The 22,969-nt window shown below is 44.6% G+C and carries 19 protein-coding genes; 11 read left to right on the top strand and 8 right to left on the bottom strand.

Annotated elements, in window-relative coordinates; genetic code table 11:
- Nucleotides 1-190: 190 nt before the first annotated feature.
- From HB364_RS13500 to HB364_RS13475, 6 genes are all read right to left on the bottom strand, one after another.
- Nucleotides 191-1,891, bottom strand: coding sequence for a hypothetical protein (locus HB364_RS13500; RefSeq protein WP_167288497.1), 1,701 nt, complete (start codon nucleotides 1,889-1,891; stop codon nucleotides 191-193).
- Nucleotides 1,855-3,879: a hypothetical protein gene (locus HB364_RS13495; RefSeq protein ID WP_167288496.1), complete on the bottom strand. Its 2,025-nt coding sequence runs from the start codon at nucleotides 3,877-3,879 to the stop codon at nucleotides 1,855-1,857. Before HB364_RS13495 ends, HB364_RS13500 begins: the two co-directional genes overlap by 37 nt.
- A gap of 329 nt (nucleotides 3,880-4,208) precedes the next feature.
- The gene (locus HB364_RS33515) at nucleotides 4,209-5,570 is read right to left on the bottom strand and encodes a tyrosine-type recombinase/integrase (protein WP_167288495.1); all 1,362 of its coding nucleotides are present in this window, start codon (nucleotides 5,568-5,570) and stop codon (nucleotides 4,209-4,211) included.
- A gap of 684 nt (nucleotides 5,571-6,254) precedes the next feature.
- The gene (locus HB364_RS13485; RefSeq protein ID WP_167288494.1) at nucleotides 6,255-7,721 is read right to left on the bottom strand and encodes a hypothetical protein; all 1,467 of its coding nucleotides are present in this window, start codon (nucleotides 7,719-7,721) and stop codon (nucleotides 6,255-6,257) included.
- Nucleotides 7,722-7,737: 16 nt separating this feature from the next.
- Entirely contained in the window at nucleotides 7,738-8,520 is a 783-nt protein-coding gene (locus tag HB364_RS13480; RefSeq protein WP_167288493.1) for a DUF4249 domain-containing protein, read from the bottom strand.
- A gap of 9 nt (nucleotides 8,521-8,529) precedes the next feature.
- On the bottom strand, nucleotides 8,530-10,872 hold the full coding sequence (locus HB364_RS13475; protein ID WP_167288492.1) for a TonB-dependent receptor: 2,343 nt from the start codon (nucleotides 10,870-10,872) through the stop codon (nucleotides 8,530-8,532).
- Between the two features lie 188 nt (nucleotides 10,873-11,060).
- Between HB364_RS13475 and HB364_RS13470 the strand changes: the two genes are divergently transcribed.
- The 9 genes from HB364_RS13470 (at nucleotide 11,061) to HB364_RS13430 (ending at nucleotide 19,528) form a co-directional block, all read left to right on the top strand.
- Nucleotides 11,061-12,083 carry a sensor histidine kinase gene (locus HB364_RS13470; protein WP_167288491.1) on the top strand — a complete coding sequence of 341 codons (1,023 nt, stop codon included), beginning with the start codon at nucleotides 11,061-11,063 and terminating at the stop codon, nucleotides 12,081-12,083.
- A 2-nt stretch (nucleotides 12,084-12,085) separates the two neighbouring features.
- Entirely contained in the window at nucleotides 12,086-12,847 is a 762-nt protein-coding gene (locus HB364_RS13465) for a LytR/AlgR family response regulator transcription factor (protein WP_167288490.1), read from the top strand.
- Nucleotides 12,848-12,966: 119 nt separating this feature from the next.
- Nucleotides 12,967-14,289: a TolC family protein gene (locus HB364_RS13460; RefSeq protein ID WP_167288489.1), complete on the top strand. Its 1,323-nt coding sequence runs from the start codon at nucleotides 12,967-12,969 to the stop codon at nucleotides 14,287-14,289.
- The gene (locus tag HB364_RS13455; RefSeq protein ID WP_167288488.1) at nucleotides 14,286-15,437 is read left to right on the top strand and encodes an efflux RND transporter periplasmic adaptor subunit; all 1,152 of its coding nucleotides are present in this window, start codon (nucleotides 14,286-14,288) and stop codon (nucleotides 15,435-15,437) included. Before HB364_RS13460 ends, HB364_RS13455 begins: the two co-directional genes overlap by 4 nt.
- A gap of 3 nt (nucleotides 15,438-15,440) precedes the next feature.
- Complete coding sequence (locus HB364_RS13450; protein WP_167288487.1) at nucleotides 15,441-16,676, top strand: ABC transporter permease; 1,236 nt, start codon at nucleotides 15,441-15,443, stop codon at nucleotides 16,674-16,676.
- 7 nt (nucleotides 16,677-16,683) lie between these two features.
- Entirely contained in the window at nucleotides 16,684-17,400 is a 717-nt protein-coding gene (locus HB364_RS13445; RefSeq protein WP_167288486.1) for an ABC transporter ATP-binding protein, read from the top strand.
- A gap of 211 nt (nucleotides 17,401-17,611) precedes the next feature.
- On the top strand, nucleotides 17,612-17,911 hold the full coding sequence (locus HB364_RS13440; RefSeq protein WP_167288485.1) for a hypothetical protein: 300 nt from the start codon (nucleotides 17,612-17,614) through the stop codon (nucleotides 17,909-17,911).
- A 151-nt stretch (nucleotides 17,912-18,062) separates the two neighbouring features.
- Nucleotides 18,063-18,506 (top strand): heme-binding protein, encoded by a 444-nt coding sequence (locus HB364_RS13435; protein ID WP_167288484.1) that lies wholly within the window; start codon nucleotides 18,063-18,065, stop codon nucleotides 18,504-18,506.
- Between the two features lie 17 nt (nucleotides 18,507-18,523).
- Complete coding sequence (locus HB364_RS13430) at nucleotides 18,524-19,528, top strand: phosphotransferase enzyme family protein (RefSeq protein ID WP_167288483.1); 1,005 nt, start codon at nucleotides 18,524-18,526, stop codon at nucleotides 19,526-19,528.
- A gap of 12 nt (nucleotides 19,529-19,540) precedes the next feature.
- On the opposite strand, the gene HB364_RS13425 is transcribed toward HB364_RS13430, so the two are convergent.
- Together HB364_RS13425 and HB364_RS13420 are read right to left on the bottom strand one after the other, a co-directional pair.
- Complete coding sequence (locus HB364_RS13425; protein ID WP_167288482.1) at nucleotides 19,541-19,885, bottom strand: hypothetical protein; 345 nt, start codon at nucleotides 19,883-19,885, stop codon at nucleotides 19,541-19,543.
- A 66-nt stretch (nucleotides 19,886-19,951) separates the two neighbouring features.
- Entirely contained in the window at nucleotides 19,952-21,175 is a 1,224-nt protein-coding gene (locus tag HB364_RS13420) for a right-handed parallel beta-helix repeat-containing protein (protein WP_167288481.1), read from the bottom strand.
- Between the two features lie 120 nt (nucleotides 21,176-21,295).
- On the opposite strand from HB364_RS13420, the gene HB364_RS13415 reads away from it, so the two are divergent.
- Entirely contained in the window at nucleotides 21,296-21,877 is a 582-nt protein-coding gene (locus HB364_RS13415) for an RNA polymerase sigma factor (RefSeq protein WP_167288480.1), read from the top strand.
- A gap of 80 nt (nucleotides 21,878-21,957) precedes the next feature.
- On the top strand, nucleotides 21,958-22,965 hold the full coding sequence (locus tag HB364_RS13410; RefSeq protein ID WP_167288479.1) for a FecR family protein: 1,008 nt from the start codon (nucleotides 21,958-21,960) through the stop codon (nucleotides 22,963-22,965).
- Nucleotides 22,966-22,969 lie beyond the last annotated feature (4 nt).

Genomic DNA, 22,969 nt, shown 5'->3' with positions numbered 1-22,969 from the left:
CTTTATGCGGTTGTAGGTAAACCAGGTCCTCAACAGCTTGAATGTAGTCATAACGTTCTGCAAAAAATCATTGCACTCATGATAAAACAACGCCAGGTCCCGGTGGAGGCGTTCCTTAAATCATCGAGCGGGTACTGCATGGGAGTATTGCTCTTTAGAAAGGAAGGCAAGAATTTAGCTGCGATAGGACTCATGGTTGAATATATTGTCGCCAGAACTGTGGGAAAATATCATTGTGATAATACAGCACCGGCAACCATTTCAAAAAAGGATAGCCTGCCAAATCCGTGCGGAAGGTAACCGGAAATGTGGGCCTTGAAAGAATAAACGCTTTGAAATCCGACAACTTCTCCGGCAATTTGATACGGCTTTCCACCGCCATATGGTCATGAATAACTCCGGAGAAAAAAAGCAATTCTATGTCCTGCCCGGGGGCATGTGGATAGGCCGTTTGCAGGTCAGGGAGCTCGCCTATCTCGGAAAGGGCACTCTTGTAAAATGAATCCGTGTCAAAAAGTGTCAACAGTTCAAACAGGATCATAATCAGCATGGAGGAACTATCGATATACTCATCAGGCCTCTCGTTGGTGGCCATGTGCTCAATCAGCGCCCCCAGATTATCTGTGAACTCCGGAAAAAACCCGCGCATCGCCTTCAGTAAGATGATGTTGTTGAAGATATCTGCCAGATAATTATGTAGCTTTATTTTGTCTGCCTTGGTCACCTCCTCGCATTGAAGTATAAATAGTGCTACCAGCAGGATGGGACGGGAATGCCTGTCAAGCAGCGGTCGCCGGCAACCTATGTTGGCATCAATCACCTCAAACATTAGTTTCTTCTGCACTTTTTCCAGCCGCTTTTTATCCAATGGACTAATCCTGCCTCCACCTGCCGGCAAGTGGTGCCGAAGCAGGAAAAAATACACCAGGTTACCCAGGTAATCCATCGACCGTAGGGAATACCCGACATTTTCATAAGGCCCCCCTTTTTCGGAGAAGATCCCGTCTATTAATCGCGCCACCGGTAGAGTCCTCCTGAAATAATCATTGAGCACCCTATACTGTGTGTCCAGGAGGTGGTTAAACACTTTCTGCACGGCTGGTTTTTTTTCAAGTCCGTGCTTAAGCACCCATGCCCATGTTTTCAGGACCAGCATGTGTACTCCCTTTCTGGCCGGTTCCAGATTGTGCTCTTCGGCACTGTAATGATGAATAATATATCCCAATAGATTCAGGGTCGCGAACATTTTCGAGAACGCTCTCTTTTTAATATCGGCATTGTTTCCTAAAAGCCGGTCCAACAACATCGACCAGTCCTGCAGATCATAATCCGGTGCATTGAGAAGTACCAGCGTTCTTTTGAACAGCTTGATGTTTTCAGCATCTGTCAGCAGGTATTCATTGAACAGATGATCGCTGAACTCCGTAGTCAGCCGGTGAATGTCCCATCTTTCAAATCCACCGTTCGGAAATATTCTGTCAACGATCCCATCGAATACCGGTAAGGCATTGGCCCTGATCACACCATTGTGCACAAGAATGCACTTTGATGGCAGCGTATTAAATCCCGGAATCGCACTGTCTTTAAACGGAACATAGCTCATCTCCAGAAGGGAGTCGTTAATGCCGTCTTTTTTATAAATGCTTTCGCTGGTGATATCCTGATCAGACTCCCCTTTTAATTCGAAGTAAAACCGTTTGGTCACGCCATCTCCATCTTTGCCCACCGCAATGACATCCTTGCCGAACTGTTGAAGGCCCTGCGTTTCCTTGGGGGTTCGAATAATCTTAAACCCTTTCAGGCTGAGCAGTAGTGGGAAGATATAATCCAGTTCATTTTTTTCCGCCAGGCTTTCTAAATATTCCCGGACGATAATATTATTTGTTCCCATTCTTCAAATTCTTTATCCCAGTTAGAGGAAAATAAAAGTCGCATTTCATAATCTTTGCGTTCCGGGGTGATGAACATGGTCCGCGGCAGCGTAAAAGAAACACTCGCCGACATCATCGATGAAACTGTGGCATCCGGCAATACCGTACCACCGCCTCTTGCCACCTGTGTCGGAGTCACTATACTGGTGATCCCCCGGTGCTCTGCTTTTGATTTTTTGAAGGCTTTGCGCGTAACACCCATCTGCGCGCGGCTATAAGCTCTCATTTGTTCGGTCTCGGCCAACATAGGGTCGAGTTCCTTGATCGATCTTTTTTTATCGAGAATTTTGACAAGTTCCACCAAGGCTGCCTCCAGCCTTGCCAGCAGCGCGGGCTTTTCTGGATGCGTGTCAGGTAATGCTGCTTTGACCAGCGTAATCACCTCGTTTTGATAGGAATTGATCAATTCCTCGAACTTGCAGGCGACCAGTTCCCTGACGATGCCAGAAGGGCTGTTCAGTAACCGGGAAACAACTGGGACTGTATGATTAGCCGGATGAAAGAGCGTCAGAAGGATCATCACCAGCTTGTATTGCTGGAGCAGGTCAAGCTGCAGGATATCATAGGTCAGCGATGCAGGTTTTCCAAGCTGGAAGCCGCTGAACAGCAGCCCGTGGCCTAACAGCCTGCAAGGGCCTTCGCTGTCAATGCAGAGCAAAATCGCTTCCCGTTCGAAATCCTCCCGCACCTCCCTGCGATACATCTCAATAGGACTATCAAAGGCCTGTTCTATTTCTTTGGCAGAACGCAATTTCAAACAGGCGGCCTTCATAAATTGAAAGCACAGCTTTACATCCCGATGGATAATAAAAAATATATCCATGCAGCTTGCCAGGTACTCCGGCTTGAATTGCGGGCCCATCAACACCCCTTCCAAAATTTGATACCGCGCTTCCGATTCCGCATTGCACCGGCTGAGTAGCCGCAACGACACGGACAAATCCGTTATGTCGGGATCTTGGAAGTGGGCTGCAATTTCCGCTATGATTTGCGCTTTAAAAGCAGGGGCATCTTCGGCAGAGTCTACGAGCATTTTCAGGAATAAATGCAGCCGTGATATTTTTAATTCTTCACTCAATTTTAACCCCACCAGTTTTGTAAGCAACTTTTGCCGCAATTGCTCCCCGGAAACCTTTAGGGGAATTAACAACCGGATGGCCCGTTCCTGCGTGTTTTCCTGATCGAGCCAGTCTACGATTTCTTCGACAGGTAGTGCCCCTTCTTTGCAAACTTTGAGCAGCAATTCAAGGTAAAGCATCTTCAGGGCGGGATCGGTCTGCTCCTGTTCAGCTATGGCGCGAATTTCTGATATTTGTTCCCGGTAATAGTCGACCAATTTATTGACAAAGATGCCCAGGTTCCGCCATGGCATGTCATGGGTTAATGGCGGTCCAAGTTGTACTGCGAAATGACTGCACACTTTCCAAACGGACGCAAAACCTTCACCAGCGCCAATAATGTCGAGATATGCGTTAAAGAATTCAATGAAAGGTTCCTTGTTGTCAGCCCGTTCCAAAGAGCAGGCATATTCGCTCAGCTCAAGACCATATTCCTTCCGCGCATTGTCGAGCAGATAGCGAACCAGTGAATTGCTCAGTTCTGAAACACCCTGCGGGGCATGGACATGAAAGTAGTTGCCCACCTGATGGACAAAGGCTTGTATGGCAGCAACATCGGCAGACAACGAAAAACTGTACTCTGCGCTGAAGCGAGTATAAAACGCGTGCATGATCCGGGCATCATTGGTAAAGGTTCCTTCCAGCCCCGGTGAGAAATAGGAGGCCTTTTTGATCAGCCCTTCCGCAACCATCTGCGGGTAATCATTCTTTGCCGCTGCCAGGTCGAATCGTAACCGCTTGTTGTCTGCCAGTGTCTGGACAAATGCCCCGATCTCGCGGCTGAGGGGGCTGTCCATTTCAAAACCGGACTGTAGAAAATTATCGTTCATGAGGGGCTCTGCATTAAAAACTCAGGAATAAAGGGATTGCCTTGGTTAGATTATTGTTATAAATCAAACAGTTAACACTGTCTTATTAGTCTAATGTAGGATTATTTTCGTAAAAAATATTCTGGGACAAAAAGTTGGTAGTCAATGACATTCCACCCAAACTTGCAAAACATAACGCACACACGTTCTCGTTCAAATTGTTATAAAATGCTGCAACGCCTCAGAAAAAGATTTACCCCAGGCTCCGTCCCGGAAGGATATATAAATTACAAATTTGGAAGAAAGAGTAGAGCTAGGTCCTACCCTTTCTTCATTATATTAAAGGATCTTTATACACCTTCCCCTTTTAATCCCTGGTTGAAAGAGACCAGATTACCGGATACATCGCGTACCGTTGCGTTCTCGAAAGTACCGAAGTAAATTTCGGTAGTATCCTTGGAGTGATGCCCTAATGCTTCCTGTACCACTTCTGTAGCCACTCCTGCATTCTTAAGATGGGTTGCGAAACTATGCCTGTTAGTTGAAGTAATTACTGGAATTTTAATTTTTAACCTTCGTCCGATGCGTTTCATCCAGTCATTAATAAACCGTGTAACCCGTTTGATATTTTTTACCGTATCAAGAGGATCTAAACCTTCCATACCTAATGGGAATATATAATTGCCTGGGCCTTTGTCGGTGTTGCCCCAGGTATTCATGATTATTTTCATATCCTCATTTATAAACGCTTTTATCTGTTTTGGATCATGCCGGCCTGTGAGCTGTGTTTTGGCCCGTTCAAAAATGAGGTAGTCCCCAACAACATTTTGATACTTAAGATAACAGAGATCCTTGGGGTTCATCCCGTTCCCCCAGTAACAGAAAAACCACAGGGATTTCCCAAATGCTTCGTTAGCGCAGGTCGCTGGTTCATTCCAAATCCTTATCAGGTCGGCCCTGTCCAAGGCAACCTTTCTCTTTTTAGAAATAGGGATCATATATTTTCCTCGCCCAAAGGGGTAGCATTTCTCCTTATTGATAATACCAAGTGTACTAGCGGCTATGTTGAATACAGACCTTAGATCTCTGAGAGCCATACCATGCGTTGATTTACTATAACCTAATGTCAATGCGCGTTTTTCAAATGCCCTCAACAAGGGAACATCTATGTTCACAAACCTGATGTTACCCATGTACTTATGAATATAATTATAGTTGTCCCTGTATTTAAATGCTGTTCCAATCCTTTCTTCGCGGATCAGTTCTTTAATTTTATGACAAAAAACATACGAAATCACCCCATTTTCCGGATGATCCATATTTAGGATTGGAAAGTCTTTGTGGTACTTACTATAATCAAAGGTGGTAGCGGTCGGAATTGGGGGAGGCGCTTCAAATTTCCTTTTGCGTTTGACAAATAGCGGATTCCCATCGATAAAATCCCGGTGAAAAGTATAGAAATCGAAGGTTTCCGGGTGCCGTATATGAGGATAAAGTTCTGCCTCAATTTTCCGGATCCCATCTTTTACGGTTTGCAATTTGGGGCCCAAATGGGGATATTTCAGTTTATCCCAATCTTCCAGATTAAGTTCAAAGATGGTCTGGAATTCCATTGGTACCCGTTCGTGGGTCACCTTTAGTTTTACTGAGAAACACTGGGTCTTTTGCTTGATCCTGCGTTCGTCCAAAAAAATTTCAAATTGGATAGCCATGGTAAAAGTTTTGTGCCTTTGTCCATGTGCTTCCTAACTCTGCTTTAGAAAATTTTCAAACAATTTTCTATTAAAAAGCCGGTTAAAGCATATATTTGCGCCTTACATCGAAGTTAAGGAAATGTCGCAACATATTGATTATCTGAATTTTACAGTTAAAATAGGTTCAAATAGATTAAACCAAATTAACCTGGTTTCCGCCTTAAAATCCTGTTTGCCGAAAGGCGAGTAAGGGTTCAACTCCCTTCCCGGGTACAAAAAGAGTCGTACAGGTTATGTGCGGCTCTTTTTTGTTTTATCAGCCAGCTTTACTATCACGTGCCTCGCAGCCATTTCATTATTATCATTTTTATCAAAACGCTACATAACTCATCACCCGCACTTGGAAACCACCTGCTCTGCTACGTACATTTATGTCGTGATGTTACTACCGGCAGCAAAGGAGCAAAAAAAAGAAGTAAAAAAAGTAGAGAAAGAAGCACGGCAAACCATGGATCAGCTATACATCACCTATAGATACTCTATACCTGGACTATGGGAACTCTATACCTAAGCTATACCTACGCTATACCTAAGCTATAGTTGACCCATTTCAGCAAAAACAGCAGTTTCCACCACAAAACAGCAGGGTAGCTGACGCCCTGCAAGGACTAATCACCGCGGTAAGCCCCTATGGAGTGATTGTTATTTTACCATTTGGGAAACTTCCTGTAGCCTTTTCCTTCTGAGCGCAAATCCGGGGCCGGACAGGTAGCCGAGCGCAAATTGTATCTTAATACCGCTATAACTATTTAATCCTCCTATTGAAGGACTGTAGTTGGGGCTCCAGACGTATTTTACCGACATGTCGTACAATAACCGCTTGCTTAACCGGCTTGCAATGCCGAACCCTGACTGAATAGAGAATTGCTTTTGTGAATAGTCTGTAGTGGATATAGAGCCTGTTGCCATACTGCCTTTGATCCTTAGCAAGGTAGTATTCACGGCGCCTATACCAAAAAGAAAATAGGCCTTTGGCTCCAACCTTAATTTGGCATTGGTAGCCGTCAGGGTCCGGCTTACATCTATATCAGTTGTATCAGGATTTATGGAAAGCGCCCGCTGCAACAATTTGCTGCGCCCCTTTTTACCATAAACACCACCTATCCCTATCTTCACAAAAGAAGACAAGGAATTAATGTACCCGGCGCCGGCTGAAAATGAATTAGCTCCTATGGAGACTGCCCGGGGAGGAATATTGAATTGCATTTCGAGGCCAATCCTGTCTTTCGGAGAAATATATCTTTCAGATGTTACCCCAAAAACAAAGGCATTATCAGGTATATTAATTTTTGTTTTCTGATCAGCGGGCCCTCTGACATATCCGGGAAAGAACATACTGCCGAGGGTAAAGCTGAGCACCCTGTTACCGGAATTATTGGCGATCAGCCTTTGATCAAGTATCCTGCCTGCACGCTTATAGCTCTTTTCCCATCGCTCGTGTTTATTTATTTCCCATTCATATTGTCCTTCTCCCAGTTCCGGAGCCTTTACTATATAATAGATGCTATCTATTTTTTCTTCACTTACAGAAAGCCTGTAGTATTGCCTGCCCCTTCGTTTTATCCACCTCACCGGGTCAAGAATACTGCTGCCGGCTTGTGTAACAGTTTGCGATACAGGCATAATTACAAACATCCAGGGAAACGTAAGTAAGCTGGCAGGCATCACTGACATTGCAGGCATTGTTACACCACTGGTCATTGCCATTTCCACATTTTTGTTAAATCCACGGATCCCTACTATTTCTTTAAGTGGAATTGTATCAAATAGTATTTTCTTTTTTACAAAAGGTAATCCTGGCTTCTTAAAAAGGACCAACAAACTATCATTAATAGCAAACAAGGTTGATTCATAATAAACAGTATGCCTGTTAAAATCCATCTTGGTCAGCGGCTGTAACTTTTTATGCTTTTTCTCTGACCTGACCCACAACTTCACATAGGCGCCCTGGTAAATGGTATCTCTTTTAGGGGAATTCAATTTTTCAAGCACTACAATCTTTTGGATAGTATCCTGTGCAGGCCCCTGGAACAGATCTTGCCCCAAAACAGCGTAGCCGTTAATGGAAAGGGATAATAAGAGCAGGTAACTCTTAATAGATGGAGACATTTGTTGACGGTTATAACTATGGAACAACAATTGTTTTACTTGTTACACTATGGGCACTGAAATATCCCAAAGCGCCCCCACTGATGTTGCTAACCGGGTTAGCCGGTGTAACATTGCTGCTGCCGGTGGCAGCCTGGTCTAAACTATACCAGTATTTATAAACATCCGTATCAATGCATAGCATATCCACCTTTACCACATCACCTGATTCCAGTTCTCCATCCGGGTTGATCAGCGGTGTTGTGATCCGTAGCCCATCACTGACCTCATCATCCTGCACAAAAACACGTTTCACCTGTACCCCATTGGCATATTCAATAAAGCGGTAACTGTTTCCCAAACCCAAAGGATCCTGGTAATCAGGCTCAATAGTTTTAAGGGTTTCACCAAAGGTGAAATCAACCACCCTAAGCGTATCCAGCGACACTATCTGGGCAGGCATGGTAGAGGTGGCCGTAAAAACAGTACCATTTAATGATACCGTCAGTTTATACAGGGAGCCCGGCGTACCGGTAAAAGCAGTTGTTGTATAGATACCGGTTGAGGTTTCGGGTAATGGATAAGTTATTCCTTCATTTACCTGTATCGTAACGGTGGCGCCGGTTATTCCCGCAAAAACATTTTCCTCCTCAAATTTTTTGGTTTGTGAAATTTTCACAGTGCTTGCTGCACCAGGCACATTCGATACCTCCCCTTCAATCACATACTTTTTTTCTGCCTCCTCCAGGTCAACGTTTATTACTTTTTCGCATGAAGTACCCAATACAATTACTACCAATACTGAAAATATTGTTTTCATGTTAAACAATTAGAATTTAAAGTTGTAAGAAACAGAAGGCACCCATCGGAAAAGAGAAGTTTGTACTGCTTCGGTTTTATTAGGATTGTCTTCATTATCCCTGAAAGTGATGGAGTAGGCATTTTCTCGTCCATAAACATTATACAGGCTGAAAGCAATTTCGCTGCTCCATTTCTTTCGCTGCTTTAGTTGTTTGGTTGCTCCAAAATCCAACCGGTGGTAAGCCGGCATACGGTAACCATTCCTGTTTGTATAGTAATAAACCGTTTGACCTCCCACTGTATATTTACCATTAGGCAGGGTAACCGCATTACCGGTATAATAGATCCAGTTGGCTGACAATGTCCACTTTTTGTTCAGTTGATAAATACCCACGATGGCGATATCATGCGTTCTGTCCTGCCTGGCGTTATACCATTGATTGTTGTTGATGCCTTCAATTTTTCGTTCTGTTTTTGATAAGGTGTAACTTAGCCAGCCTGTGAGCTTTCCTGTTTTTTTCCTTAACATCCACTCTATGCCATAAGCCCTTCCTTTACCATACAATAATTGTGTTTCAATAGCCTCATTGGTATACACATTGGCCCCATCCCGGTAATCAATCTGGTTTTGCATGCTCTTATAGTATGCCTCTACCGTCAGTTCATATTTATTACCTGCCAGATTTTTGTAATAGCCAAGAGATACCTGGTCGGAAATTTCAGGCTTAATGATGTTAGTGCTGCTGACCCATTTGTCGGTAGGCGTACTACTGGTACTATTCGTGATGAGGTGCATATTTTGTGTGTTGCGTACATACGATGCTTTCAGGGATGAACTGGCGTTAAACTGGTAACCAATGGCCAGCCTTGGCTCCAGGTTCCAGTATGTTTTTACTACCTCCCCATTTTTGTAGGTAAGGGTATCCATGATCTCCCCTTTGCTATCAAGGTTATAGAAATCGCCTTTGCCCAATACCATAAAATTGGTTAAACGGAGCCCGTAAGTGAGGTCTATATTATGGGAGACTTTCCAGGTGTTGGTAGCATACAAGGCATTTTCAAGCGAGAACCTTTTTTGCTGCGTTTTGCTGTTGATGCTGGAGGTCTCAGAGGCAGTTATTTCACCGGGTCTTACCGTGTGATAAATGCTGCTCCAGCCAAACCGTATGTTGTTTTTGGCGCCGGCGTTCAGTTGATAATCCTGTTTCAGGTTCCAGTCCCTGATCTGGGAAAAAATACTAAAATCATTGGAACCTGATCTTATCCTCAGCTTATAATCGTAATTGCTATATATTAAAGAAGTGTTGGAAAAAAGCCTTTTGCTGAAAATATGATTCCACCTTACCGTGCCGGTAGTGTTGCCCCAGTCAATGCCAAACTGATCGCCAACGCCTAATTTATCCTTGCCAAAATAGCCGCTAAAATATAGCCTGTCTTTACTGCCCAGTTCATAACTCATTTTGGCATTCAGGTCATAGAAATATAACTTACTCTTGTTCACTGTAGAGTCGGACGAAGCCTTTAAAAAGACATCGGCATAGGTACGCCGCCCGGTAACCAGGAAGGAGGATTTATCTTTTTGTATGGGCCCTTCCACATTCAGCTTTGCAGATATAAGACCAATACCGCCGCTGACACTGTAATCCTGGTTATTGCCATCATTCATTTTGATGTCCAATACAGATGACAGCCTGCCGCCATACTGCGCCGGCATTCCGCCTTTATATACCGTTACGTCTTTTATTGCATCCGAATTAAAGGTGGAGAAAAAGCCCAACAGGTGCGATGCGTTGTACACATTGGCTTCGTCCAATAAGATCTGGTTTTGGTCAGATGATCCTCCCCGGACAAAAAAGCCGGAATTGCCTTCCCCGGCGGACTTAATACCGGGCAATAACTGGATGGTTTTCAACACATCTTTTTCGCCCAGCAATACCGGTATGTTTTTTATCTCCCTGGTGCTTAATTTCTCAACGCCGGTTTGTGTGCCGCTTATGCTCCTCCCTCCCCGGGTGCGGGCGCTTACAATCACTTCTTCCAGCCCCTTGGGTTCTTCCAGTAAATAAATGTTTTGTACAATGTCTTTCGTCATTGATACCGTCAGCGTGTCGCTTTTCTTACCAACGGCGCTTATTTCTATATCATAAGTGCCTGAAGCAAGTGTGATTGAATAAAAACCATATTCGTTGGAGGTAACGCCGCCTGGTTTATTCAACAGCTTTAGAGAAGCCCCGATAATGGTTTCACCGTTCTTTTTGCTTTTGACGGTACCGCTTAAAACGAACCGTTGCTGGGCATTTATTCTTATACTGCACAAAAGGCCCGCTAGAACAATTAGGGAAGAAAAAATAGCCCCGTTTCTGATTTTCATTGAAGATCGTTTTCTGGATAATGCGCCAAAAGTGCGGCATGGGCAGAAAACAAAATAGCCAAGCTTTGCTGAAGTGGACAAAAAGCGAACCCAACGGGCAATACCTGTAAAACAAAGGACAAATGCGGGGTTGAGCGGTGTTGATTATGTCAAGTGTTTAATTGATAATCATTTAATTTTGCTACAATATGGACAGCGCCTTATATAAAAGACTCATCAGAACTGCCCTTATTTCGACGCCGATCATTGCTTTATACGGCGCCACTCCTTTTTATGTCTTTAATAAAGTTCCGCCCTTCTTTATTTTGGTGTCAGGCCTTGTTATCATGCTGAATGTGTTCATCTTCTGGTGTATTAACATTGCCATCATCCGCTATGCAGGAGTAGAAAAAAGATGGAAATGGTATCTTTTCAGTTATGGTTTTGTGGTTACTTTTCATGGTCTTCTAATTTTGTTAAGACCCATTTTGCAGCCCCCATCTTTTATTGCCGAAGCTGAATTGTCTTTCAAAAGAGATATCTTAATTGCATATCCTGTTTTTTCGATGCTGGCTATGAACACCATCATTTTAATCATCTGTAACTCCATATTGGCCACTCAAAAGAATAAAAGTGCAGAAATTGAAATCCAGGAACTTAAACTAAGTAATCTCGAAGCGCAGAAGCAAGTGCTATTGCAACAACTCCAGCCCCATTTTCTGTTTAATACCCTTAGTGTATTAAAATCTTTAATAAAAGAGAACCCAGACGAAGCAGAGAATTATTCCATAAAGCTGTCAGAATTTCTACGTTATTCTGTAGAAGTACACAAAAGCGACCTGGTATCAGTAGAACAGGAGTTGAAGTTTACCAACGACTATATTGATTTACAAAAAGTACGTTTTGGAAGCTCGGTGATCTTTGATGTAAATATTCCGTATACGGTATATAAGATGCAGCTACCGGCCTATGCCCTTCAAACCCTGGTGGAAAATGCTATTAAACACAATGCCTTTACAGAAAAAAGGCCTTTGCGCATCAGCATTCATTGTATAGATGATGATGCAATATTGGTAAGCAACAATAAAATGTTTGCAAAAGCTGTGGAAACTACCGGCACCGGCTTAAAAAACCTGAACCAGCGCTATAGAATTATCGCCAATAAGGAGATAGAGGTGACGGATACCAAAGACGCGTTTAGCGCTAAAGTACACCTGCTAAATGGCCATTAATTATGAAAGTTGTCATTATTGAAGATGAGAAGCCTACTGCCAAGGACCTGAAAAGGACCATTCTTGCAGCAGAACCGGGTGCCACCATTGGCGCCTTGTTGCATTCCGTAGAAGAAGCCATTGAATATTTTAAAGACAATGCAGATACGGACCTTATTTTCTCTGATATCCAATTAGGCGATGGGCTTAGTTTTGAAATATTCAAAAGAATGGATAACCAGGTGCCGGTTATTTTCTGCACGGCTTACAACACTTATTTTTCAGAGGCTTTTGAAGCAACTGGTATTGATTATATCCTGAAGCCCTTTAGTAAAGCAGCCATAGAAAAAGCGCTGGAAAAGTATGATACGCTGGAGAAATGGTTTACCAGAAATAAGGATACTTATAAAGAACAATTAAGTCTGCTTGAAACAAAAATCACGCCCAAAAAGAACGCTGTGATCATCCGGCAACGGGATAAGATCATCCCGCTGGAAGCTGCTGCGATAGCCCTTTTTTTTGTTGACAATGGCTATACATTTGCTTACACTTTTAGCCAGGAAAAGTTTATCGTCAACGAAAACCTGGAAGAGCTTGAAAATTCTTTTGCTCCCTCTTTTTTCAGGGCCAACCGGCAATACCTGGTGAACCGGAAAGCGGTAAAAGACGCCACTCATTTTTTTAACCGTAAGATGATCGTGAACCTTAGTGTGCCGTATAAAGAGCAAATACTGGTAGGCAAATTAAAGACCAGCTTATTTGTGGAATGGCTTTCGCAGTACTAAACACTCATCCAGGCTTCATTTTGCCCTGCTCCCTTTCACCCGCCAATTTGTCCATTTCAGGTTATATTCAATTGCAGCGTACCTAATATGTATAAACCTTTGGGCCATAACTAATGAATATGGCGCCACCAGGTATCCGTACAGGCATTTTGATGGCCTGCCTTTTTCTTTCCGGCCCCCTCCAATCGCAGAAGATCTTTACATCTGTTGATTCCTTATTGGCATACGCAGCCTCAACAAGCATTTCCGTTCAATCGGGCTATATCCGGTTGGACCAGGCCAAAAAAGCAAGGCTGGCCGCTATACTTAGCATTCCTGATGTAACAGGCAATGCCTCTTTCAGCTATACGAAAAATACCCAATTGCCCGTCAACCTTTTCCCGGCAGAAGTATTTGGCGGCCAGCCCGGCACTTTTAAAGAAGTGCAGTCGGGCATTCCATACGTTACCAATGCCAACGAAAATGTAGATATTAAGCTTTTCAGCCTGAAGGGGTGGGTAAACCTGAAGTTGTATAAGCTTAACATGGAAAGCAGTATTTCGGAAAATAAGGTTACCCTGAAAGAATTGCTGGAAAATGTTGCCGCAGCCTATTATAACATTGTATCCCTGCAGGAACAACTTACCAGTACTATTGAAAACGTAACTACTGCCAGTAGCTTATTGGCCATTACGCAAAACAAATATAAGGCTGGCCTGGTAAAACAGCAGGATGTAAATGATGCCAACATCAATTATATTACTACTAAGGAAAACAAAACCCAGCTTGAGTATCTTATCAAACAACAATATATAGCCTTAAAGATACTTTGTGACATTCCGGCAGCAGAAGCAATAACGATTGTGAACAGGTCGCCCTTAACAGCCTTCAACGCCAATCCGTCTGTAGCCGCCAATACTATTGCTTTAACCAATAGCCTTTTTAAAGAAAAGATAGCTTTATCTACCTGGAAACAGCAAAAGTATTCCCTGTACCCCACCCTTTCCTTCTTTCAGAGTTATACCACACAGCAAAATAATACCCGCAGCAAACTATTTGACAATAGCGTAAAATGGATACCCAGCAGTTATATTGGCCTGCGGCTGAGCATTCAGATACCTTCGTCTACAACCATCACCCAGGTATCAAAAGCTAAATACGACTACTTACTGGCTCAAAAAGATACCGAGCAGCAGAAAATAAAATCGGACTTAACCCTGCAGCAACTGCGCACGGACTATGATAAAGCATTCAGCCAGGCTGCCAGCAACCAGGAAATATTTCTACTCAGCAAAGAGAATTATGAAAAATACCTGAACCTGTACAAAGAAGGCCTGGCTGACCTTGAACAGACCCTTGATCGTTTTAACACCATGGTAAGCAGCCATTATAACCTTGTTTCATCGCAGGTAACCGTATTGGCTGCCCAAACAAAAATTGATATCAATAACCGCCTACAATGAATCAACCACTAATTCCGGCCATACCATTATTGTTTTCAGTCGCACTCTTTTCTTCCTGTGGCAAGAAGACAGCAGAAACAAAGCCCATCCGGAAAGACGTAACGGAGACAGTATTTGCTTCCGGCATCCTTGAAGCTGACAATACGTATAACCTTACCGCTGCTTCAGACGGCTATCTTACGCAGGTAAATTTTGAAGAAGGAGATGTGGTTGTTCCCGGTAAGGTATTGGCTCTTGTGGATAATAAAGAAGCCGGTTTTAATGAACAAAGCGCCACCGAGCTATATGCTATAGCACGCGGTAATACCCTGCGCCATGCGCCCGCTTTGCAACAGGCCCAAAAAACGATCCTCCTTAACAAAGAAAAGATGGAACTGGATTCGGTGAACCTGAAACGGTATCAAAATTTATGGAAGAGCAACAGTGTTGCCACAATAGACCTGGACAATGCTGAGCTGCAATACAAAACCTCCCAATCAAATTATGAAAGCGCCGTGGAGCATTATAAGGAATTACAACAGCAGGCTGAGCAACAGGCTATCAGCACAGCAGCCACCAAAAAGATAAACGAAGTGATTACCGGCAAAAACAATATCAGTGCTGCAGTGGGTGGGAAAATCTTTAAGGTGTATAAAAAGCAGGGGGATTATGTAACGCGGGGTGAAACGATTGCATTAATTGGTAATGCACAGCATATATACGCTAAAGTAAATGTTGACGAGGGCAATATCGGGAAAGTTAAAGTGGGCCAGGAGACATTCATACAATTGAATACCAATAAAGATAAAATATACAAAGGCATGGTATCGGAAATCTATCCTGCCTTTGATGAAGCCACCCAATCATTTATTTGTAAGCTAACCTTTGCCGACAGTTTAGATTTTACGATTGTAAATACCCAATTACAAAGCAATATCGTAGTGGCAACCACCAAAAACGCCCTCCTTATACCCAGGAATTACCTTGACTTTGGAGGATATGTACAGGTAAAAGGTCAAAAAGAAAAAATAAAAGTTGTTACAAAGTTTGTAAGCAATGAATGGGCACAGGTGGTCAGTGGCATCAATGACAATACGGTATTGGTTACTGAAAACCTGGCTGCCAATAAAATAACCACCTCAGAGGCAGGAGCACAACTACAACGTTAATTTATGAAACGCAGCATCAATACAGACATTGCTTTTACGCATATCTTTACCAGGAAAAAACAAACACTGGTAGCAGCATTGGGTGTTACCCTTGGTGTGGGCGTATACCTGTTTATGAATTCGCTTTCATCAGGCTTTTCGTCCTTCTCACAGGATGAAATGTTTAAAAACAGCGCCCACATCAAGGTGTATAAAGACGATGAGTTGAGCCAGCCCCTGGCGCCATCCACGGATTCAGGCCATGTAGTAGCTATCGTAAACCCTCAAATCACTACACTCTCCAAAAAAATAATTAACCCCGAAGCATTGCTGTCAAGGATCCGGCAACAGCCTTATGTTATCAATGCCATTGCACAGGTAAGTTTTGATGCCTTTTACAACCGGGGCAAAGCACAGCTCAGGGGCACCGGCAATGGCGTAGATATATTTGAATATGATGCCATGTTTAAAACAGGAAAATATATGGTGGCCGGTAGTTTGAACGGGCTGCCGGGCAATTTAAATGGCATCATTATCGGCAGCGGCATCGCAGAAAAACTAAACCTCGGCATCAATGACAATATTACGGTTACATCCTCCTACAATGTAGTAAAAGTGATGAAGATCACCGGCATTTTCACCAGTGGCAACAGCTTAACCGACAATGCCAAATCCTATATGAATATCAGTACAGCCCGGCAATTCATCAAAGAAGGCCCTTCCTATGTAAGTGATATTTTTATCAATATACCCGATCCTGATTACAGTGAAAAGTACACATCCCTGCTGCAGCAATTAACGCCCTACAAGGTAGAAGACTGGAAAACCACCAATGCAGATGTACTGGCGAGCGGTAAGACAAGGGATACTTTGATGGGAGCTATCGCGCTCTCTATTTTAGTAGTAGCAGCTTTTGGGATATACAATATACTTAGCTCCACCATATCCCAAAAGATCAATGACATTGCCATTTTAAAAGCAACTGGTTTTGCAGGCAAAGACGTCGTCAGGATTTTCCTGCTGGAAGCGTTGATCATGGGACTTATTGGCACCTTCATGGGCCTGGTTGTTGGTGGTGTGTTGATTGAAATAATGTCTAACATATATATGGGCGGCCCGGTAGGCTATTTCCCCATCCATTTTGAACCCGGGCTTTTTGCGAGAAGCGCCGGGCTCGGTTTGTTTATCACCCTATGCGCCGGCTATTTCCCCGCCAGGAAAGCAGCCAGCGTAGACCCGGTTGAAATTTTCAGAAAATAAGCTGCGCATGGAAAAAAGAGAAGTTATACTAAGCACTCAATCTTTAGGCAAATATTTTTACGACCCTGTAAAGTTCAAGGTGTTAGACAATATTAGTTTTGAAGCCTACAAAGGAGAGTTTTTAACATTGGTGGGCAAAAGCGGCTCCGGTAAATCGACTTTATTGTACTGCCTCAGCACGATGGATACTTCTTATGAGGGAGACCTGTTTATTAATAAGGAGAGGATAACAGGAAAAAAAGTAAATGAGTTGGCAGCATTGCGCAACAGGAGTATCGGGTTCATATTCCAGTTCCATTACCTGCTGCCCGAATTTTCCTGCCTTAAAAATGTGATGATCCCGGCCTTGAAGCTGGGGAAATATGCCTATAAAGAAGTGGAGGAAAGAGCCTACCACAAACTGGAAGTTTTAGGCATCAAAGAACAGGCCTTAAAACCGGCCTCCAAACTTAGTGGCGGTCAACAGCAACGGGTATCCATTGCCAGGGCGTTGATTAATGATCCTGCTATTATTATGTGCGACGAACCAACCGGCAACTTAGACAGTAAGAATACCCAAATTGTATTTGACATCTTTAAACAGATATCCCATGAGTTTGGGCAAACTATTATTGCAGTAACCCATGACAATGATTTTGCAGCAGCCAGCGACCGGACGATTGAACTGGCGGATGGAAAAATCATCAGTCATGATAAAGATTTTCATGCTACAACTAAAGACTAGCGGTCCAGTACACCCAACATCCTATTTCCTGACCACAGGTCGAGGTACACCCAGGGCGACTGTATCTACAGTTGCCCGTTTTTATAGCGCCCTTTTGGGGTGAGCTTGTCCAGGTTTCCGGTTCCTTATTGTATCACGAATGACGCATCAGATGTTCAGTGGAAGAAAGACTATAATATTTTGTTCTTTAGGAAGGCTTCTAACCAATGCGATGGCAGGCATTGTGCTGGTCATTATCATTCATCTCAGCACGTTGCATTTTGAACCTGCTTTTGTTTGTATTGAAGTAACCCCTGAAAAAGGGAACATGGTAAAAATTTACCAGGATTTGCAGGTACAGCTATCGCGCCATGGCATTCAGGATGTGCGTTCATTCGATACCACCGACAACAGCATTACGCTTGTCATTTTTATTTATAATGACAGGCTATTGGAAAGCTGTGAAGCATTGTTGCACGGCATGGCACAAAACGCGGATTACTGCAGGATTGATTATTGTATGGGTTATTAGCACTTGTGCCGCATTACGGCTCGATCCCGTCCTATCCGCACTTACTCCTCGTCCAAACACAAAAACCCGTAAAAGCGCCGTATATTGCCTTTGGCCGGTACGGGCTATTCCTTATTGGCGACACCCCCATCAATCATTGAAAACGGAATATATGGAGCATCTGGAAATGGCTGGTATTATTACTGCCTTCGTTGATAAAGTAGAGAAACTGATTCCACAGTATTTGCAGCAGGAGGAAGAACGCCTGAAAGCAAGAGGCGGCATTGCCATTTGTATTATTGACCAGGAAGGAAGTGTGTATGGGAAAATGTTTGGGGAAGATAAGATACTGGCCAGAGAACGTTACCGCACTGCCTGGATGAAAGCAAGTCAGGTGTGGATCACCGGCATCAGGACCGGCGAGTTTGAAAGGCTTGTCTATACCGGCGCAATTGATGAAGCCTCATTCGGCATTAAAAAGCCCGATTATATAGGATGGGAAGGTGGACAGCCCGTTCATTTGCCCAACGGTATGGTACTGTCCGTAGGGTTCAGCGGACTCCGGAGCGCCACCGACCTGGAAATCGTTAACAGGGCTTTACAAAGTGAAGGTTAGAATCCTATCTTTATCACATGAAACCTGCTTTCCCTGCAACTTATTCTACCCTTTGCCCTATAGCCCTGGCCTCGTTAATCTCAGAAAAATACGAAACAGGAAATGTTCAATGCAAATTCCTGGTCCGGGGAGTAGGCGATACTTATTTGGTTGAATCATCCAAAGACCGGTTTATACTCCGGGTGTACCGTTCTTCTCATCGAAACCTACCACAAATAAAAGAGGAAGTGGAGTTGCTGTTGGCGTTGAAGCAGGCTGATGTATCCGTGTCTTATCCTATCCCCGATGTTTCCGGGGAGGCTATTCAGCAGCTTGAAGCAGTTGAAGGGAATAGATATGCAGTGCTATTCAATTATGCGCCTGGTCGTACAGTAAGGATAATGAATGAAAACCAACTGCGTACCCTGGGTCATGAAATGGCGCGCTTTCATAATGTATCATCAACTATCGGACCGGGAGGAGCCAGGTGGAATTTTGATCCTGAAACCACCCTTCTCAGACCCCTGGAAATATTGAAACCCGCCTTTGCAGAAGATCCTGAAGGCTACGCCTGGCTGCGGCAGGCAGTGGCACAGGCAGTCAAAAAATTGTCCTCACTAAACACAGCCGGATTCTCAAAAGGCTATTGCCATTTTGACTTCCTCCCCAAAAACTTTCATTTTGAAGGTGATTCGGTTACCTTTTTCGACTTTGATTTTATGGGTTACGGCTGGCTGGTGAATGACATCATGTCCTTTTGGCAACATCTTATCCTGGATGTATATAACGGAAGGACGACACAACCAGCAGCCAATGACGCCTATTCCATTTTCCTGGATGGCTATCGTGAACACCGTCCTGTGAGTGAAGAGGAATTGGCAGCAGTACCTTACCTCTCCCTGGGATTCTGGCTTTTTTATATGGGCTTTCATACTACCCACGATCAATTCTATGCTTTTAGCCAGCCTTCGCAAGTAAAATTGTTTACCGGGATCTTAAGACATATAGCAGCCACTTATTGGGATAAGGAGGGTGATTTGTAAGATAAGTTTAAGTCAGCTTTTAACGACCTCTATTTTCGGTGATTCGATATGTTTAGTGTCGCCTTCCCGGCCCTGGACTTCTTCGCCATTGGACGATTTTTTCAGGCCTTTTACGATTGTCACCTTGCCTGTTACTCTTATTTTTTTGCCATTAAGTTTTTCAGCTTGCATGTAGTCAATATTTACAACATATCCATTTAAATAGATCCCGTCTTTTGTTGCATTGGCAATATCAACTTTAGCTATGAAAGTAACAAGGTCTGATGCCTTGTTGGATTGCTTTTTTAAGGTATCCCTGGTCTGTGAAAAACAGATTTGATGGGAGAGCACAAAAGATAAGATAAGTATATATTTCATATGTTTTTGATGAGGATGTCAGCTAATACATAAATATACACATTAATGACCGCCCACCATAGCCGGTCATTGTTTTACTTCCAACGCGCCGATAGCCCGTGTTGGGAGGAACCGTTTGCCGGCATGGTCGTTTTGCGGGTGTTGCACCGGGCATCCTGCGGCAGCGGCGGGACTGCTCGCAGGAATGGAAAAATCTTCCTGCTCAGCATTACTGAACCCTGGATCTTTGCCGGTCAGTCCGTCCTTTTCGGGCACTGGTAGTTGTGGGCCCGGCCAGGCGCTGTTGCCGCTATGGAACCACGCATTGTTGGAGAAGGTAAAAGTTTCCGGCGCCGTACCCGGACCAATGCTACAGATGGTGCGCACCTGCTGGTCCATATAAATAATATTGTTGCGGAAGGTATTGTTGCTGCATTTGACAAAACGGACAGTATCCCTGTTTTCCTGCAGGATGCGGATGACCCACCTGCCCGGTTTATAGAAGGTATTGTTCACTACTTCCGACCAGGTACACCCCACAAAGGCCACGGGCACTTCCGATCCGGTAAATATATTGCTATAAACTTTTAAAGCAGTCGCTTCCCAGGTAGCATCGGCCGGCCTGAAGAAAGCCTGCCCTGTACCGCCGCCGAGGTTGATGGCCCTGCTGCCGGCATTTTTAAATATACAGGCTTCTATACGGATATCGCTGCTGCCGCCTTTTATTTGCACGGCATTGGCGCCCATGTTCTCAAAGCGGCACTGACGGATGAGACTGTTGTGACAGCCCACCATATCGATGCCACTGCCGCCGGGCGACCCGTTCAGAAAGATGCATTGCTGCATGATAAGCGCATCTACACCTGATAGTTTCAACAGGTCATTGTTGCCGGTAGCAGCCATATTACGAAAGATACAATGCTGTAATACGATATGGTGTGCCGGGGAAGTATAGGTGCCCCCGTCATCGAGATTGACGCCATTGCCTGTTTGCCCGGTAAAGACAAACCCTTCGATGTGCAGGTAGGCGATATCGGTACCAGCCCAGGCCGTGGCGCCTCCTTCAAAGAACACGGCGCCACTCTTCTCCGCAAGGAGGTATATCCATTTACCAGGTGCGCCCTGCAGGCCCTGCAAGGATTGATCACCGCGGTAAGTGCCATTATGCACGAGGATGGTATCACCCGGAACAGCCACCTTCGCAGCAGCAGTCATGTCCGCATAGCGTTGTCCGTGGCCTGTATGCAGCGTGATAGCCCATAAGGAACGAGGCAGGCAGGAAAGGAGCAAGAGGATGGACAGGAAACGCATAGCAGCCGTCATTTTGCCTAAAAGTAGGCCAAAAAAGTTACCTGCGGAGAGCAGGAAGCCATCAAAACAATGTTAAATGGTTTGGGCAAATGAGAATAATGGTTTTACTTGGCGGCCCAAATGAGCTTACCCGATAACGATCATTTATTGTTCCAACTGATAGCCGAAGGGGATGAACAGGCTTTTACAGCGCTGTTCAACTTGTATTTGCCCAGGCTGTATCCTTTTATTGTCAAGCTTACGAAGTCGGAACCGGCGGTACAGGAGATCATCCAGGAAACTTTCATCAAGGTATGGTTGAACCGGGACAAACTTGCCGGGATGGAAAACCCCGGCGGCTGGCTGTTCAGGGTAGCCTCCAATCAATGTTATGACTACCTGCGCAAACGCGCCCTGAATGATCAGCTTTTTACCGCCCTCACCACAGATACAGCTATAACAAGCGCCCCGCATGAAGGAGCCGATGCCAAAGAGCTGAAACGCCTTGTGGGGGAAGCAGTACAATTATTGCCGGCACAGCGCCAAAAGATATACCTGATGAGCAGGGAACAGGGGAAAACGATCCCGGAAATTGCCCGTGAACTCCAGCTTTCCCCCAATACGGTTAAGAATACGCTTGTTGTATCCCTGCAATTTATCCGCGACTACCTGGTTAAACATGGCATCACCTTCTTTTTATCAGAGCTGTTCCTCTTTCCCTAAAATATTTTTTATCCCGATAGTCCTATCCGTCCGCTCAACCGTTTATTAAAGTAGCCAACCTAAAAAGCGGCCACCCAACCATGGAAAAAGAACGCCTGCGCTATTTGCTGGAGCAGTACCTGGCTGAAATAGCCACAGCCCCCGAACTGGAGGAGCTTTCACAGGTATTGAAAGCGGGTACCGACAGTACGTTAGCCAGGGACCTGTTGGCCGAAATGATGGCAAAAGAGACGCCAGCTTTCCCGGCGGATAAAGAGCGCTGGCTACAACTGCCACAGGAGATCGTGCAGATCGACAAGCACCGTGCTGAGCGACCCGCCACATCCCCTGCCCCGGTCTTCAAATTGTTCTGGTGGACTGCCGCTGCAGCAGTGCTGTTGCTGATCGGATTGGGTGGCTATTTATGGATGAACCAGCAGGACCGGTCTTCATTGGCAATTACCGAAACAAACAACCGGGACAGTGTTGTTTCAACAGCGCCGGGTGAACAACGCGCTGTAGTGCTACCTGATGGCAGTCATGTATGGCTGAACGCAGCTTCCTCTCTCCGTTTTCCGGTTGCTTTTACCGGTTCTGAGCGGGTAGTGGAGCTGTCGGGTGAAGCCTTCTTTGATGTAGCACATGCTGATCGTATCCCCTTCCGCATTCATTCGGGCAAGATGACTACCACGGTACTGGGTACGGCTTTTAATATAACGGCGCATCCACCACAAAACAATATGGCGGTTGCTGTTCAACGTGGCAAGGTACAGGTGCAGACAGGCGACCGGGTATTAGCTGTGTTGGAGAAGGGTCGACAGATCAAGGTATCCCCGGACACCTTTTACCTGAAGGATGTTGATACTTTATCTGTTGCCGCCTGGAGAACCGGCCGCCTGCTGTATAAAGATGAGCTGCTGGAGGATATTGTGGCCGACCTGCAAAGAACTTTTAAAGATTCCATAGTCATCCAATCGCCTGCACTGAAAAAAACAAGCCTCACGATCTCGTTTGATCAACAGAACGGTTTGGAACAGGCGCTCTATATGCTCTGCCGGGCAACGGATAGCCGGCTGAACAAGAAGGATGGCATTTACACAATAGAATAAAAAA

It is taken from the genome of Paraflavitalea devenefica, assembly GCF_011759375.1.
In the GTDB taxonomy this organism is placed as follows: Bacteria; Bacteroidota; Bacteroidia; order Chitinophagales; family Chitinophagaceae; genus Paraflavitalea; species Paraflavitalea devenefica.
The sequence above is the reverse complement of the archived record's forward strand: the minus strand, read 5'-3'. Positions and strand labels throughout refer to the sequence as shown.